Source organism: Roseomonas rosulenta (assembly GCF_016106005.1).
GTDB lineage: Bacteria > Pseudomonadota > Alphaproteobacteria > Acetobacterales > Acetobacteraceae > Neoroseomonas > Neoroseomonas rosulenta.
Genome location: NZ_JACADR010000099.1, coordinates 1 through 15,147, shown reverse-complemented (window position 1 = coordinate 15,147; position 15,147 = coordinate 1). Strand labels below are relative to the sequence as shown.

The 15,147-nt window shown below is 71.8% G+C and carries 17 protein-coding genes and 1 pseudogene; 12 read left to right on the top strand and 6 right to left on the bottom strand.

What is annotated here, in order from left to right:
- Positions 1-213 (bottom strand): annotated as a pseudogene (locus tag HW578_RS27855) (hypothetical protein); the annotation flags it as partial.
- Positions 214-302: 89 nt separating this feature from the next.
- Between HW578_RS27855 and HW578_RS13475 the strand changes: the two are divergent.
- From HW578_RS13475 to HW578_RS13455, 5 genes are all read left to right on the top strand, one after another.
- Positions 303-1,511: an MFS transporter gene (locus HW578_RS13475; RefSeq protein WP_198371064.1), complete on the top strand. Its 1,209-nt coding sequence runs from the start codon at positions 303-305 to the stop codon at positions 1,509-1,511.
- Positions 1,512-1,531: 20 nt separating this feature from the next.
- The gene (locus tag HW578_RS13470; protein ID WP_198371063.1) at positions 1,532-1,726 is read left to right on the top strand and encodes a twin transmembrane helix small protein; all 195 of its coding nucleotides are present in this window, start codon (positions 1,532-1,534) and stop codon (positions 1,724-1,726) included.
- Positions 1,727-1,835: 109 nt separating this feature from the next.
- Positions 1,836-2,585, top strand: a complete 750-nt coding sequence (locus tag HW578_RS13465; protein WP_198371062.1) for an electron transfer flavoprotein subunit beta/FixA family protein — start codon at positions 1,836-1,838, stop codon at positions 2,583-2,585.
- Between the two features lie 2 nt (positions 2,586-2,587).
- Positions 2,588-3,514: an electron transfer flavoprotein subunit alpha/FixB family protein gene (locus HW578_RS13460; RefSeq protein ID WP_198371061.1), complete on the top strand. Its 927-nt coding sequence runs from the start codon at positions 2,588-2,590 to the stop codon at positions 3,512-3,514.
- 99 nt (positions 3,515-3,613) lie between these two features.
- Positions 3,614-4,492 carry a 3-hydroxybutyryl-CoA dehydrogenase gene (locus tag HW578_RS13455; protein ID WP_198371060.1) on the top strand — a complete coding sequence of 293 codons (879 nt, stop codon included), beginning with the start codon at positions 3,614-3,616 and terminating at the stop codon, positions 4,490-4,492.
- On the opposite strand, the gene HW578_RS13450 is transcribed toward HW578_RS13455, so the two are convergent.
- Positions 4,459-5,091 carry a TetR/AcrR family transcriptional regulator gene (locus HW578_RS13450; protein ID WP_198371059.1) on the bottom strand — a complete coding sequence of 211 codons (633 nt, stop codon included), beginning with the start codon at positions 5,089-5,091 and terminating at the stop codon, positions 4,459-4,461. The two genes, HW578_RS13455 and HW578_RS13450, sit on opposite strands and share 34 nt — an antisense overlap.
- Positions 5,092-5,222: 131 nt before the next feature.
- Between HW578_RS13450 and HW578_RS13445 the strand changes: the two genes are divergently transcribed.
- Together HW578_RS13445 and HW578_RS13440 are read left to right on the top strand one after the other, a co-directional pair.
- On the top strand, positions 5,223-5,786 hold the full coding sequence (locus HW578_RS13445; RefSeq protein ID WP_198371058.1) for an ester cyclase: 564 nt from the start codon (positions 5,223-5,225) through the stop codon (positions 5,784-5,786).
- Between the two features lie 10 nt (positions 5,787-5,796).
- The gene (locus HW578_RS13440) at positions 5,797-6,447 is read left to right on the top strand and encodes a glutathione S-transferase family protein (RefSeq protein WP_198371057.1); all 651 of its coding nucleotides are present in this window, start codon (positions 5,797-5,799) and stop codon (positions 6,445-6,447) included.
- Positions 6,448-6,494: 47 nt separating this feature from the next.
- Here the strand turns inward: HW578_RS13440 and HW578_RS13435 are convergent, their stop codons facing one another.
- Positions 6,495-7,028, bottom strand: coding sequence for a DUF992 domain-containing protein (locus HW578_RS13435; RefSeq protein ID WP_198371056.1), 534 nt, complete (start codon positions 7,026-7,028; stop codon positions 6,495-6,497).
- Between the two features lie 108 nt (positions 7,029-7,136).
- On the opposite strand from HW578_RS13435, the gene HW578_RS13430 reads away from it, so the two are divergent.
- Positions 7,137-8,036 carry an NAD(P)-dependent oxidoreductase gene (locus HW578_RS13430; RefSeq protein WP_198371055.1) on the top strand — a complete coding sequence of 300 codons (900 nt, stop codon included), beginning with the start codon at positions 7,137-7,139 and terminating at the stop codon, positions 8,034-8,036.
- A gap of 3 nt (positions 8,037-8,039) precedes the next feature.
- Entirely contained in the window at positions 8,040-8,813 is a 774-nt protein-coding gene (locus HW578_RS13425; protein WP_198371054.1) for an ion transporter, read from the top strand.
- On the opposite strand, the gene HW578_RS13420 is transcribed toward HW578_RS13425, so the two are convergent.
- Positions 8,814-9,599: a helix-turn-helix transcriptional regulator gene (locus HW578_RS13420; RefSeq protein WP_198371053.1), complete on the bottom strand. Its 786-nt coding sequence runs from the start codon at positions 9,597-9,599 to the stop codon at positions 8,814-8,816.
- A 121-nt stretch (positions 9,600-9,720) separates the two neighbouring features.
- On the opposite strand from HW578_RS13420, the gene HW578_RS13415 reads away from it, so the two are divergent.
- Positions 9,721-10,119, top strand: coding sequence for a hypothetical protein (locus tag HW578_RS13415; protein ID WP_198371052.1), 399 nt, complete (start codon positions 9,721-9,723; stop codon positions 10,117-10,119).
- A 7-nt stretch (positions 10,120-10,126) separates the two neighbouring features.
- Here the strand turns inward: HW578_RS13415 and HW578_RS13410 are convergent, their stop codons facing one another.
- Positions 10,127-10,891, bottom strand: a complete 765-nt coding sequence (locus tag HW578_RS13410; RefSeq protein WP_198371051.1) for a 3-ketoacyl-ACP reductase — start codon at positions 10,889-10,891, stop codon at positions 10,127-10,129.
- A gap of 264 nt (positions 10,892-11,155) precedes the next feature.
- On the opposite strand from HW578_RS13410, the gene HW578_RS13405 reads away from it, so the two are divergent.
- The gene (locus HW578_RS13405) at positions 11,156-11,884 is read left to right on the top strand and encodes an aspartate/glutamate racemase family protein (protein WP_198371050.1); all 729 of its coding nucleotides are present in this window, start codon (positions 11,156-11,158) and stop codon (positions 11,882-11,884) included.
- A gap of 81 nt (positions 11,885-11,965) precedes the next feature.
- On the top strand, positions 11,966-13,534 hold the full coding sequence (locus HW578_RS13400; RefSeq protein WP_198371049.1) for an ABC transporter substrate-binding protein: 1,569 nt from the start codon (positions 11,966-11,968) through the stop codon (positions 13,532-13,534).
- 70 nt (positions 13,535-13,604) lie between these two features.
- Here HW578_RS13400 and HW578_RS13395 read toward each other — a convergent pair.
- A partial coding sequence (locus tag HW578_RS13395) for a heparinase II/III family protein (protein WP_198371048.1) occupies positions 13,605-15,147 on the bottom strand: 1,543 nt, incomplete at its 5' end.

Here is a 15,147-nt window from a genome sequence, read left to right as displayed (position 1 = left end):
GGTGCCGCCGCCCGCCGGCCGCGGCGGGGCAGGGAGTGCCGGCGCGGGCACGGCTTCGCCCCCCGGCGCAGGCGCGGTCTCGGCCGGCGGCAGCGGCTCGGGTGCTTCGACCGGCACGGTCTGGGCGGCGAGCAGCCCGGCCAGCCCGATCACGAGCAGGCACGAGAGCGTGAACGCAAGAAGCGCGGAAGCGTGGCGTCGGAACCCGGTCATGCCGGCAGGGACCCCATCCAGACCTGTCGGGTCAAGCCGTGCCCCCCGGTGGACGGATGCGCCCGGCCGGCGCAGCATTGCGGTGCAGCATGATACACGCCCCTTCTGTCTGGACCGTGATGCTCGCCCTGCTCGGGACGCATCTCGCGGGCATGGGCGTCTTCCTCGCCGTGCCCGTGCTCGCCCCGGCGATAGCGGCGGAAGTGGGCATTCCTGCGGCACTGGCAGGCGTCCATACGGCGCTGGTCTATGGCGGGGCGCTGGTCTCGGGGCCACTCGCCGGCGCCTTCATCCGCCGCTATGGCGGCATCCGGGTGTTGCAGGCGGGGCTGGTCATCTGCGGCGCGGCGGTGGCGGTGGCCGCACTCGGGCATCCGGTGGCGCTGGCGCTCTCGGCGCTGGTGGGCGGGCTCGGGCATGGGCCGGTGACACCGGCGGGCAGCCATCTGCTGGCGCAGAAGGCACCGCCCAACCGCCGCGCACTGATCTTCAGCCTGAAGCAATGCGGGGTGCCGGCGGGGGCCATGCTGATCGCGGCCGCCACGCCGGCCATCGCGGCCGCCTGGGGCTGGCGTGCGGGGGTGCTGGCGGTGGCGGCCTTCCTCGCCGTCGCGGCGCTGGTGCTGCAACCGCTGCGGCGCGCCCTGGATGCCGAACGCGACCGTAACGCCGCCATCGGCAGCCTCGGCGCAGCCTGGGCGGCCGCGCTCGGCAGCCTGGCCATCCTGCGCGACGTGCCGGTGCTGCGGCGCATGACGGTGATGTCGGCGCTCTATGGCATCTCCCAGTTCTGCTTCTCCTCCTTCTTCGTGGTGTTCCAGGTCGAGGCGCTGGGCGTGCCGCTGACCGAGGCCGGGCTGCGGCTGGCGATGGCCCAGGCCGCGGGCGTGGCCGGGCGGGTTGTCTGGGGGCTGGCGGCGGACCGAGTGGGATCGGGGCCTGTGCTGACCGGGCTGGGGCTGGGGGCGGCGGCGTCGGGCGCGGCGCTGCTGCTGGCGGGGCCGGATTGGCCGGGCCTTATCCTGACGCTGGCCGGCATGGGCATGGGTGCCACCGCCATCGGCTGGAACGGCGTGTTCCTGGCCGAGACGGCGCGCCTCGCGCCCGCCGGCCAGGTGGGTGCCGCCACCGCGGCGGCGGGCTTCGTCTTCGGCGCCTGCATGCTGGTCGGCCCGCCGGCCTTCAGTGCCATGGTGCAGGCCTCGGGTGGCTATGCGCTGGGCTTCGGCCTCTGCATGGCGACCGCCTTGCTGGGCGCAGCCCTGATCCGCGGCGCGGGGGGTGTTGCCAAACCGTGAAACCGGGTTAGGTCACGGCCATGACGACGGTTCTCACCATCCTGGTCGGCATCGCGATGCTGGCGACGGTCGGCGTGCTGCTGGCGGGGATCCTCGGCATGGCGGGGGGCAGCGGCGACTCCGGCCGGTCCCAGCGGCTGATGCGCTGGCGGATCGGGCTGCAATTCGTGGCACTCGCGTTGTTCGCCATCCTGCTGCTGCTGCTGAAACGCTAGGGCCAGCCTTGCCGGGGCCTGGCCCGCCCCGTATTTTCCGCCCCGATTTCCTTTGCCCCCTGCGTGGCCTACGGCCGCGCCAAAACCCCGGAAGGCACACGGTCGCGCCATGAAGGTCCTGGTCCCCGTCAAGCGGGTGGTCGACTACAACGTCAAGGTCCGCGTGAAGGCGGACGGCACCGGCGTCGAGACGGCCAACGTCAAGATGTCGATGAACCCGTTCGACGAGATCGCCGTCGAGGAAGCCGTGCGGCTCAAGGAAAAGGGCGTGGCGAGCGAGATCGTCGCGATCTCCGCCGGCCCCGCCGCGGCGCAGGAGCAGATCCGCACCGCGCTGGCCATGGGGGCCGACCGCGGCATCCTGGTCGAGCATGACGGCGTGCTGGAACCGCTGGCGGTCGCCAAGATCCTGAAGGCGATCGTGGCGAAGGAGGACCCGGCGCTGGTCATCCTCGGCAAGCAGGCGATCGACGACGACATGAACGCCACCGGCCAGATGCTGGCCGCACTTCTCGGCTGGGGCCAGGGCACCTTCGCCAGCAAGATCGAGAAGGACGGCGAGACGCTGAAGGTCACGCGCGAGGTCGATGGCGGGCTCGAGACGGTGGCGCTGAAGCTGCCCGCGATCGTCACCACGGACCTGCGCCTGAACGAACCCCGCTACGCCTCGCTGCCCAACATCATGAAGGCGCGCAAGAAGCCGATCGAGACGGTGAAGCCGGCCGACCTTGGCGTCGATGTCACGCCGCGGCTGACCGTGCTGAAGGTCGAGGAACCGGCGAAGCGCCAGGCCGGCCGCAAGGTGGGTTCGGTCGAGGAGCTGGTGGCGGTGCTGCGCAACGAAGCGAAGGTGATCTGACCATGGCGGTTCTGGTTCTGGCCGACCACAAGGACGGCGCGGTCTCGCAGCCCACGCGCAGCACGGTGGCGGCGGCGAAGCTGCTGGGCGAGGTGCATGTGCTGGTCACCGGCGAAGGTGCCGCCGCCGGTGCCGCCGCTGCGGCGAAGCTGCCCGGTGTCGCGAAGGTGCTGACCGGCGGGGAAGGCCACGTGCTGGCCGAACCGCTGGCCGCGCTGCTGGTGTCGATGGCGCCGGGCTATTCGCACCTGCTCGCCCCGGCCTCGGCCGCGGGGAAGAACGTGATGCCGCGCGTGGCCGCACTGCTCGACGTGCAGATCCTGTCCGACATCGCCGGCGTGGTCGATGCCGATACCTTCGTGCGGCCCATCTACGCCGGCAACGCGATGGCGACGGTGAAGTCGGCGGACGCGAAGAAGGTGATCACCGTGCGCGCCGCCTCCTTCGATCCGGTCGCAGCCGATGGCGGGTCCGCGGGCATCGAGGCCGCGCCCACCGCGGCTGATCCGGGGCTGTCCACCTTCCTCGGCTCCGAGATCGTGAAGTCCGAGCGCCCGGAACTGACCGCCGCGCGCATCGTCATCTCGGGCGGCCGCGCCATGGCGAGCGCCGAGAACTTCGCCATCATCGAGAAGGTGGCGGACAAGCTGGGCGCCGCCGTCGGCGCCTCCCGCGCCGCGGTCGATGCCGGCTATGCGCCCAACGACATGCAGGTCGGCCAGACGGGCAAGATCGTCGCGCCGGAGCTCTACATCGCGGTCGGCATCTCGGGCGCCATCCAGCATCTGGCCGGCATGAAGGACAGCAAGGTCATCGTCGCCATCAACAAGGACGAGGAGGCGCCGATCTTCCAGGTCGCCGACTACGGCCTGGTGGCGGATCTGTTCAAGGCCGTGCCCGAGCTCGAAGCGGAACTGGCCAAGGGCTGATGCCCCGGGGCGCCCGAAAGGGCGCCCTTTCTTTTTCACCAGGGTCCCGCGGCAGCCGAGGCGCTATCCGCCGCACGGACAGCAGTCGGAGACACGGACATGGCCGAAATCAGGACGCTGGGCGTCATCGGCGCCGGGCTCATGGGAAACGGCATCGCGCATGTCGCGGCACAGTCTGGCCTATCGGTCGTGCTGATGGATGTCAGCCAAGCCGCGCTCGACAAGGCGCTCGCCACCATGTCCGGCAACATGGACCGCCAAGTGAAGAAGGGCGCCATCACGGCGGAGGACAAGGCCGCCGCACTTGCGCGCATCACCACCGCCACGGCCAACGACGCCTTCGCCGCCTGCGACATGGTGATCGAGGCCGCGACGGAGAACGAGGCGGTCAAGACGAAGATCTTCGCCGCGCTGTGCCCCGTGCTGAAGCCTGAAGCGATCCTGGCGTCGAACACGTCGTCGATCCCCATCACCCGCCTGGCGGCGGCAACCGACCGCCCTCAGCGCTTCATTGGCATGCACTTCTTCAACCCCGTGCCGATGATGAAGCTGGTCGAGATTATCCGCGGCCTCGCCACCGACGACGCCACCGCCGCCGCGGTGAAGGCGCTGGCCGAGCGCATGGGCAAGGTCGCGGTGCCCGCCGGCGACTGGCCGGGCTTCGTGGTCAACCGCATCCTCTGCCCCATGATCAACGAGGCGATCCAGGCGCTGATGGAAGGCGTGGGCGACGTGCGCGCCATCGACGACGGGCTGAAGCTCGGCGCCAACCATCCGATGGGGCCGCTGGAGCTCGCGGATTTTGTCGGCCTGGATACGCTGCTCAGCGTGATGAAGGTGCTGCACGAAGGGCTCGGCGACCCGAAGTACCGGCCCTCCCCGCTGCTCGCGAAGTATGTCGAGGCGGGCTGGCTCGGGCGGAAGTCGGGGCGCGGCTTCTACGACTATTCCACCACGCCGCCGACGCCCACGCGTTGATCGCGCGATGACCCGGCGCGGCCGGCCGCCTGGCGCAGCGGGGCGATCGCCGCGTCGGCCAGGTTGGCGATAGTGCGCGCATCCGCCCCGGCGCGGGCCAGCGACATGATCGCCACCACGGTGCCGAGCAGCGCATCCGCCTGACGGTCGAGATCCGTCTCGCGCGCGATCTCGCCGCGCTCGCGCGCGATGGCGAGGTGGCGGAGGAAGAAGCCGCGGATCTCCGCGAGCCGCGCCTGCGCCAGCGCGCGCGTCGCCTCCGCATGCACGTCGCGTTCGAGCGTGGTGTTGACGATCAGGCAGCCGCGGCGCTGCGGGTCCTCCACCGCGAGGCGCCGCTGCGTCTCGAGCCAGGCGGCGATCGCGTCGAGGCCCTCCGCCGCCTGCGGAAGTGTCGCGCGGAAGTGCTCGGCATAGCGATCGAAGGCGAGGCGGAACAGGTCCTCCTTGCCGCGCACCACGCCATAGAGGCTGCCGGGCTTGAGGCCGGTGGCCGCGTAGATGTCGGCCATCGAGGTCTCGCCATAGCCGCGGCGCCAGAAGGCGGCCATGGCCTGGTCGATCACCCGGTCGAGGTCGAAGGCGCGGGGGCGAGGCATACGCCATTCTTGTTCATTCGATCAAAAACTTCAAGCGCTGCACTGCAAAAATATCTTCGTTGATTCTGATCGTTCGATCAGAAATAAGCCGGCACCGCCCACCCCGGGCGGCCCGCAACGGAGACCCCGCCATGCATCGCCGCCTCGCCACCCTCGCCCTGCTCGCCGCGACCGCCCTCGCCCCGGCCGCCCTCGCGCAGACCATGACCGAGCCGCCCGGCGCGCCGGGCACCGTCGCCTACAATGAATGGCTCGGCCGCACCTTCTCGGAGGTGCTGCTCAACACCCGCGACCAGGCCGCGCGCGTGCGCATCCTCGAACGCATCGTCCGCACCGAATACATCCAACACAATCCGCTGGTGCCGCAGGGCCGCCAGGGGCTGATCGACTTCATCCCAGTCATCTACCAGGCCATGCCGGATGCGCGCTTCACCCTGCATGACGTCTTCGCCACCACCGACCGCGTGGTGACGCGCTGGACCTGGACCGGCACGCTGACCGGGCCGGGATTCCTCGGCATCGCGCCTGCCGGCCAGCGCGTGGAGTTCGACGCCATCGACGTCTGGCGCGTGCAGGACGGCATGCTCGCCGAACACTGGGACCAGTTCGACTGGCCCCGCGCCCTGATCCAGCTCGGCGTCATGGGCCTGCCGCAGCCCTTCCGCGACGTCGCCGCGCAACCAGTCCGGCGCTGAGGGCAGGACGATGGACACCATCACCCTGCACGGCTGGGCCTTCAGCCCCTTCGTGCGCGCCGTGTGCATCGCGCTGGAGGAAGCCGGCGCGGCCTATACGCTGCGCGACCTCGGCCCCGGCGACCTTGCGGCGCCGGAGTTCCGCGCCCTCACCCCCTTCGGCAAGATCCCGGTGCTGGAACACGGCACGCTGCGCCTGACCGAGACGGCGGCGATCCTCGACTGGATCGCCGCGCGCCACCCAGCCGCCGGGCTGATGCCGTCATCGCCGGGCGACCGCGCCCGCGCATTGGAGTGGATGCTCCAGGCGGGCGCCTACGTGTATCCGACGGCCGTGATGCGGCTGTTCTTCCAGGATGCCTATGTGCGCGCCAATGGCGGCACACCGGATGCCGTGGCAGTAGCCGACGCAGCCCAGGCCACCGCGCCGCTGCTCGACGCCATGACCGCGCGCATCGCCGGACCCCATCTGCTGGGTGAGGCCTTTACCGCGGCGGACATCCTGGTCGGCACCATGCTGCACAATGTCGCGCTGACGCCCGCCGGTGCGGCGCTGCTGGCCGAACGCCAAGCGCTCGCAGCCTGGTTCGCCCGCGTCGATGCCCGCCCCGCCTTCCGGCGTACGGAGGCGGCGATCCCGCTGTTCGGCGTGGGCGGATGACACGCGCCGGTCCGCGGCCTGCGCAGGCCGCGGACCGGCTTAGAGGCTCAGTTCGGCGCGGCGGTAAGCACCAGTTCGCCGACGCCCAGCGCGATGTTGAGCCCGGTATTCCCCTCGACGCTGACCGGCTGCAGCGTGATGCCGCGGTCGCTGCCACCCACCAGCACGTTCGCGCCCACGCCCACGCCCGCCGTCGCGGCCGCCGAGACGCCGGCATAGGTGCCCGCCAGCGCGCCCGGGCGCGTATCGCCCGAGCTGGCCAGTACGCCCCAAAGCATCACCGCCGAGCCGACGAAGCCGATATCGACGCCGAAGCGGCGGATCTCGCCGGTATAGCGCTCGGTCGCGCCCCGCACGGGGGAGAAGACGCATTGCACCTGGCGGGTCGAGCCGAAGACGAAAGCGGTGCCGGCCGCGACATCGCAGCGCAGCGCGCCGATGCCGACACGGCCGGTCTGTTGCTGCGCCTGCGTGACCGAAGGGCTCGGCGGCGGCGTGGCAGGCGCTTGCGCCAGGGCCGAGGCCATGGCGAGCGTGCTTCCCGCAAGGTAGGCGGCAAAGCGAAGCGGGGTCTGGGTCATGGCGTGGATTCCTGTCGGCTGGGGCGGCCGAACGCCTGCCCCGCCTTGGCGCAACGCGCCGGCCGCGCCATGGTTTCCCCGACCCCAGGACCGCCGAGGATCCGCGCCATGACCCCGATCACGCCGCCCGCTCGCATAGCCTTCATCGGCATGGGGGTCATGGGCGCCGCCATGGCCGCCAACATCATGAAGGCCGGCTTCGCCCTGACCGTCGCGACGCGCAGCCGCGCCAAGGCGGAACCGCTGCTGGCCGCGGGCGCGCAATGGGCATCGAGCGCCGCCGACGCAGCCGACGGCGCAGCCTGCGTCTGCCTCTGCGTGCCCGACACGCCCGACGTGGAGGCCGTGCTGTTCGGCGACGACAGCGTGATCGAAGGCGCTGCCCCGGGGACCGTGGTGATCGACTTCTCGACCATTGCCGCGGCGGCCTCGGCAGCGTTTGCCGCGCGCATGGCCGACCGCGGCATCGCCCTGCTGGACAGCCCGGTCTCGGGCGGCCCGCAGGGCGCGATCGACGGTACCCTGACCTGCATGGTCGGCGGCGCGGATGCGGCCTTCAGCGCGGCGCGCGCGGTGTTCGACGCGGTGGGCAAGACCATCACGCTGCTGGGCCCGGCGGGCTCCGGGCAGGTCTGCAAATCCGCCAACCAGCTCATCATCGTGAGCGCCATGCAGGCCGCGGCCGAGGCACTGGCCATGGGCCGCAAGGCGGGTCTCGACCCGATGCTGATGCGCCAGGCGTTGCTGGGCGGATCTGCGCGGTCCTTCGTGCTCGAGAACCACGCGAAGCGCATGCTGGAGCGGAACTTCAAGCCGGGCTTCCGGGCCGAGCTGATGCGCAAGGACATGCGCCTGGCGCTCGGCGCGGTGCGGGAGAACGGCGTCTTCGCCCCCGCCACCGCGCTGGCCGCGCAGATGATGGAGGCGGTGGTGAATTCGGGGCGCGGCAGGGACGACTGCGCCTCGCTCGGCGCGCTGGTGGCGGAGCTCTCGGGCCTGAAGGACTGAGCCATGGAGGCGACGCTGCGCGGGCGGCTGCATCACCTCTACTACGGCACAGCGGCCGATGCCTGCCGTTACCGCTATGCCGTGCTCGCCTTCGATGTCGCGACGATCGGCTTCGTCATCGGCACCTCCTTCATGCCGCGCAGCACGCTGATCGGCGTCATCGACGTACTGATCGGCCTGGTGCTGGTGACGGAATTCGCCGCGCGCATCTCGGCCAGCCGGCGGCCCTGGCGGGAGGCGATGCGCCCGGCCTCGATCGCGGACCTGGTTGCCATCGCCTCCTTCCTCGCGCCTCTGGCGGGCGAAGGGGCGGGCTTCCTGCGGGTGGTGCGCACGCTGCGCCTGATCCATTCCTACCGCATGCTCGGCACGCTGCGGCGCGACTTCACCTTCTTCCGCCAGCACGAGGAAGCCTTCCTGGCGGCGACGCACCTGTCGGTCTTCATCTTCGTGATGACGGCGGTGGTCTACGAGACGCAGAACGGCATCAACGACCACATCCGCAACTACGCAGATGCGCTGTACTTCACCGTCACCGCGCTGACCACGACGGGCTTCGGTGACATCACGCTGCCGGGCACGACGGGGCGGATGATCTCCGTGGTCATCATGATCGCCGGCGTCACGCTGTTCCTACGCCTGGCGCAGGCGATGTTCCGGCCATCGAAGGTGCGCTTCTCCTGCCCGTCCTGCGGGCTGGCGCGGCACGAGCCGGACGCTGTGCACTGCAAGGCCTGCGGCACGCGGCTGAACATCCCGGACGAGGGGCGGTTCTGATCAGGCGGCGGCCATCGCGCGCAGCGCCGCCGCGGTCTCGCCATCGGCGGGGAAGAAGGTTTCCAGCGAGAGTTCCGAGAGCATCACGTCGGTCGCCGTGCCGAACACCGTCATGGTGCCGATCAGCGCCAGCTCGCCACCTGGAATACGCAGGCGCAGCGGGGTCGCGATCAGCGCGCGTTCGCGTTCGGCCACGCCGGGCGGTGGCTCCTGCCCGGCGGGGTAGCGCGCCATCTCCTCGATCAGCCGGCCCAGCACCGGGTCGCCGGAGGCCTCCGCATCGCGTCGCAGCCGATCGAGGATGTGGGTCTTCCACGCACGCAGATTGACGATCCGCGGCGCGAGCCCGTCCGGATGCAGGCTGAGGCGCAGCACATTCACCGGCGGCGTGGCCAGCGCCGGCGCCACGCCATCCATCAGCCGCAGCGCCACGCGGTTTGCCGCCACCAGTGTCCAGTGCCGGTCCACCGCCAGCGCCGGCCAGGGTTCGTGCCCATCGAGGATCAGGCGCACAGCCTCCATCGCCGGACGCAACGCGGGGTCGTCGATGGCGCGCTCGCCGTACTCCGGCGCATGGCCCGCGGCGACCAGCAGCGCGTTGCGCGCGCGCAGCGGGATCGCGAGCCGTTCGGCGAGGCGCAGCACCATCTCGCGGCTGGGCCGCGCGCGGCCGGATTCCACGAAGGACAGATGCCGCTGCGAGACCTCCGCCTCCAGCGCCAGGTCGAGCTGGCTGCGCCGCCGGCGGGTGCGCCATTCGCGCAGCAGGGGTCCGAAGTCGCTCATGGGCGCATCCTGCCACGGCGCGTGGCGCTGCGCCGATGACCTGCAAGGTAATCGCTTCGCCGCGCTTGCGCCGGCATGTCGTCCCCGACCGCACCCCTGCGGCACCGAAGGAGACACCGCCATGACGACGATCCCCACCGCCGGCCTGCTGCGCACCGCGCTGCGCCTGGACGCCGCGATGAGCGCCGCGTCGGGCGTCGCGCTGGTCGCGGCCGCCCGCCCCATCGCCGCGGCCACCGCGCTGCCGGCGCCGCTCCTGCTCGCGTGCGGGCTGTTCCTCCTGCCCTATGCGGCGCTGCTGGCCTGGTGTGCAGCGCGCGATGCACTGCCGCGCTGGCTGGTCTGGCTGCTGGTGGCGGGCAACCTGCTCTGGGCGGTGGAGTGCGCCGCCCTGCCGCTGCTCGGCCTCGTTGCGCCGAGTGGCTGGGGCATCGCCTTCCTGGCGGTGCAGGCGGTGGCGGTCGCGGTCTTCGCGGAACTCTACATCCTCGCGCTGCGGCGCGCGCCGCGTACCGCCTGACCGCCGCTCAGAACCGCGGCATCAGCAGCCCGCCATCGACCGGGAAGGAATGCCCGGTCGAGAACGGCATCGCCCCGGCCGCGAGTGTCGCGATGGCGCGGCCGATGTCCTCGGCCTCGCCCCAGCGGCGAATCGGTGTGAGGCCGCCTTCGATCTGCGCGGCGTAGCTCTCCCACACCTCACGCGTCATGTCGGTGCGGATCATGCCGGGCTGGATGTCGTAGGTGTTGATGCCGTCCGCCGCGAGGCGCAGCGCGAACAGCTTCGCCACCATCGTCACACCGGCCTTGGACACGCAGTATTCCGCGCGGTTCAGCGAGGCCATCACGGAATTCACCGAGGAGACGAAGCACAGCGAGCGATGCCCGCGCTTGGGCGCATCGGGCGCGATCATGCGCTTCGCCACCACCTGGGACAGGAAGAAAGTGCCGCGCGTATTGATATCGAGCAGCCGGTCCCAGGACTCCGGCGTGGTCTCGAGCATGTCCTGGCGCTTCGCCACCTGCACGCCGGCGACATTGGCCAGGCATTCGAGGCCGCCGAAGGCCGACCAGGCGGCATCGAGCAGCGCGCCATGCGCCGCGACATCGCCGACATCGGCCCGGACGAAGACGAAGCCGCCGCCGGCCGCGCGCACGGCCGCGCCGGTGTCCTCGGCACCTTCCTCGCTGATGTCGGCGCCGACCAGGTCGAAGCCCTTTTCCGCCAGCGCCACGCAGGTGGCGCGCCCGATCCCGCGCCGCGCGCCGGTGACGAGTGCAGCAGGCTTCATCGGAACCTTCCCCTTGCCATGGTCTATGCCGCGGCAGGGTGGTCCCTTCCCGGGCCGCCGGAAAGGGCATGACGGCCATGCCGCCGCGGCGCATGCCGCCGAAAACACAAGGCCCGCCCCACCTTCCGGCGGAGCGGGCCTGTCGCCGTTGACCGGCGCCGTTTCCTGGACGTTGCCCCGAACTGAGCGCGAGGATCAGACGTTCTGTTCGCCTTCAGGTCAACCGGGTAGGTGTGCGCTGCAACATGGTTAACGGGGGGGGCTATGCGGATCCTGGTCGTCAATTCCAACACGACGCCGGCGGTGACCGAGCGGATCGGCGCTGCCGCGCGCGCCGTCGCCACCCCGGGCACCACCATCACCGCCGTCAGCGCGCCCTTCGGCCTGCCGCTGATCGTCACGCGGGCGGATTGGCTCGCGGCGGGTCCGGCGACGCTGGCCGCGCTGGCGCAGCATCGCGGCAGCTACGACGCCGCGGTGATCGCCTGCTTCGGCGACCCGGGCCTCGATGCCGCGAAGGAATTGCTGGAGGTGCCGGTGCTCGGCATCAGCGAGGCCGCCTTCCACGCCGCCTCCATGCTCGGGCGGCGCTTCGGCGTCGTCTCCTTCACCGCGGCACTTCGCCCGATGTTCGAGGAATGCCTCGCGCATCACGGCCTCGCGTCACGCTGCGCCGGCTTCCGCATGGGCCCGGCCTTTAGCGGCGACCCGGGCCGTGTGGCCGAGGAACGGCTCGACCTTCTGGCCACGCTGTGCGGCGAAAGCGCCGAGCAGGACGGGGCGGAATGCATCATCCTGGCCGGCGGTCCGCTCGCGGGACTCGCGCCGCTGCTGCAGCCGCGCGTGGCGGTGCCGCTGGTCGATGGCACCCAGGCCGCGGTGCGCCTGGCCGAGGCCATGGCCGGGCTGATGCCGCGCCATCCGCGCGCCCACCGTGCCCGCATGCTGACCGGCTTCGCACCGGAGGTGGCGGGGCTCTACGCCGCGCGGTGACAGCGCGCGCGTTTTTTCGCTGACTCGGGCACCGCGCGGCGCATAGCCTCTCCGGAACGAAAGCAACGGGAGGAACGGACCATGCGTGGCATCCTGGCGGTGCTTGCCGTCTGTGTCCCGCTCGCCGCCGGCGCCCAGGCGCCGCGCGAGGTCACCATCGCCCTCGGCGCGCCGCCGGCCAGCTTCGACCCGCATTTCTTCGCGCACTCGCCCTCCTTCATGGTGCAGCAGCACGTCTTCGAGCCGCTGGTCTGGCGCGACGAGAACAGCCGCACCATCCCCGCCCTCGCCGAACGCTGGGAGATGCTGCCGGACGGGCTCGGCTGGGACTTCCACCTGCATCCCGACGCGCGCTTCTCCGACGGCACGCCGGTGACCGCCGCCGATGTCGCCGCCACCATCGCGCGCCTGCCCAACGTGCCGAACAGCCCGGGCCGGCTGACCATCTACACCAATCGCGTACGCGCCGTGGAAGCCGCCGGCCCGCGCACGGTGCGGCTGCTGACCCACGGCCCCGCGCCCCTGCTGCCCGAGGACATCCCGCCGCTGATGATCGTGCCCGAGCGCATCGCGCGCGAGGCGACGACGCAGGACTTCAATGCCGGGCGCGCCGCCATCGGCTCGGGTCGCTACCGCCTGGTGCAGTACGTCCAGGGCGAGCGCGTGGTGCTGGAACGCAGCCCGACCTGGCGCGGGCCGGCCTCCCCCTTCTCGCGCGTGACCTTCCGCGTGATCGCCAATGACAGCTCGCGCGTGGCGGCGCTGCGCGCGGGCGACGTGCAGCTCATCGAGATCGTGCCGCCGCGTGACGTGCCCATGCTGGAACGCGACCCGAATGTCGCGGTGTGGCGCAGCCCGGGGACGCGGCTGATCTACATCTCGCTCGACGTGTCGCGCGACGTCTCCCCGGGTGTCTTCGACGTCGATGGCCGGCCGATGGAGCGCAACCCGCTGCGCGATGCGCGGGTGCGCCGTGCGCTGTCGCTGGCGATCGACCGCGAGGGCATCCGCCGCCAGATCATGGAGGGCCAGTCCGTGCCTGCCGGGCAGATGCAGGCGATCGGCCTCGGCGTCGCGGACCCCGAGCTCAAGCCCGACCCCTACGACCCCGCCCGCGCCCGCGCGCTGCTGGCCGAAGCCGGATGGGCGCAGGGCTTCACGCTGGTCTTTGCCGGGCCGAACGACCGCTACGTGAACGACGAACGCGTGCTGCAGGCGATCGCCGGCTTCTGGCAGCGCATCGGCATCCGCGTGCGGGTGGAGGCATTGCCGTCCAACATCTTCTTCCCCCGGTCCTCGCAGCGCGCCTATTCCGCGGCGCTGACCGGCTGGCAGTCCAGCGCCTACGAGCCCAACAACATCTTCGCCCCGGTGCTGCTGACCGAGGACCGCACACGGGGCTGGGGCACGGTGAACCGGCACGGCTATTCCAACCCGGTGGTGGACGGCATCTACGAGCGCGCCGTGGTCGCGCTGGACCAGGACGAGCGCGTCCGGCTGTGGCGCGAGGGGATGCGCATCGCGATGCAGGACGCCCCGGTGCTGCCGGTGCACCACCAGGTGAACATCTGGGCAACGCGGCGTGGCCTGGCCTATGCCCCGCGGTCCGACGAGTACACGCTGGTATCGTCGCTGACGGTGGTGCCGTGACGGCGCCTGCGGGTTCTGGACAAAGGCGGTTGCGCCGCCCCGCCTCGTAGGCGGTGGGACCTGGCCCGACCTAGCCCTCACCCGGCCCGGACATCGAGACGCGGGTGATGGCCCACTGCACCGAGGCCTCGCCCTCGTCCGCCACCAGCACCACCTGCTGCGAGCGTCGCGGCTCGCTGCCCAGGTAGACGCTCTCCTCGAGCGCGACGCGCGCACCCTTGGCACGAAGTTTCCAGCCGATGCCCGAGGGCAGGCGCAGCAGCGCCGCGCTCTCGTCCTGCAGCAGGGAAGCGACGACGCCCGGATGCAGGTGGAAGCGCAGCGTGAAGGACGGCACCACGCCATCCCCGCCGACTTCCACCATGTCCTCCCCGCGCAGGTCGTCGCCGGACTCCGCGAGATACAGGCGCCGGCGATGCAGCGCGCCGAAGGCGCGGCGCCAGCCGTCATGGCTCGCCTCCAGCCACTGCGCGCCGGCGGATTCGTGGCGCGCGGTCTCCACCTGTTCGGGCCGGCGGCCGAGGCCCTCGGGGCGCAGCTCCGCCGAATTGGTGTCGGACAGGACCAGCGTGGAATGCGCGGCGGTGGCGCGCAGCGCGTCGCGCCAGGCTTCCTCGGCCGCCGGCGCGGCGCCGCAATTCACGATCAGCCGGTCACGACCCACCGACATCTCGAAGGCCAGCGTCCCGGCATGGGCGAAGCGATCCGCACCCGCGGGCAGCCCGCCATCGGCGCCCGCCGCCGCGCGCCCGGTGGGCGGGGCGCCGGTATCGGCGATGATCAGCGTGCGCCCGGCCTGCAGGCGCTGGAAGCCGGTCTCGGGCAGGTCGAGCGGCGCACGCCCGCGCGCCTGCCCCTGCGTCAGCACCAGGTCGATCAGCGCGGAGGATTCGTCGCGCGTGCCGTTGAACAGCGCGAGTCCGCCATCGCCATGGCGGAACAGCCGCAGCGCGGGTGCGGCGCGATCGAGCAGCGCCGCCAGGTGCGGCGGCGGCTCGACCCCCGCGCCATGCATCAGGTTGCGGATCTCGATCAGGTCCTGAAGTGCGAGCAGCTGCATGGCCGGGCTGCGCTCCACATGCCCGCCATCGGGGTGGAACTGTCGCTCGATCTCGGCCGGCAGGAAGCGCGCGGCGCGTTGGAGATACGCGTCCTCCTCCAGCGCGATCGCGGCCGCCATGGCCCCCTTCAGCGCGGCGAGCGCGCCGCGGTGCTCGGCCTCGGCCGGCAGGGCGGCGGACAGGTCGCGCGCATCCTGCGCCATGCGCGTCATGACCGCGCGGCGGAACTGGTCCTCCGCCGTCGCGGCGAAGAAATCCCAGTGGCCGAGCCAGGCCGACAGCCGCGCGCCGACCACCTCCGGCGCATCGGCCACCGCTTCCTCGGCGCCGCGGGCGAGCCAGTCCGCCGTCAGCGCCCGCGCGTGCAGCCGCGCCGCATCGGTGCCGAGCGCGCGCAGGTCGCGCATCCAGGCGAAGCCATGCGCCGCGGCGCGCCAGGTCACGGAGCCCGAGGGCACATCCCAGCCCTCCGCGCCGCCGAGGCCGATGCGCAGCGGCCGCGCCGTGCCCTGCGTCTCGAACTCGCCGCGCAGCAGGCGGGCGCCACGCGCG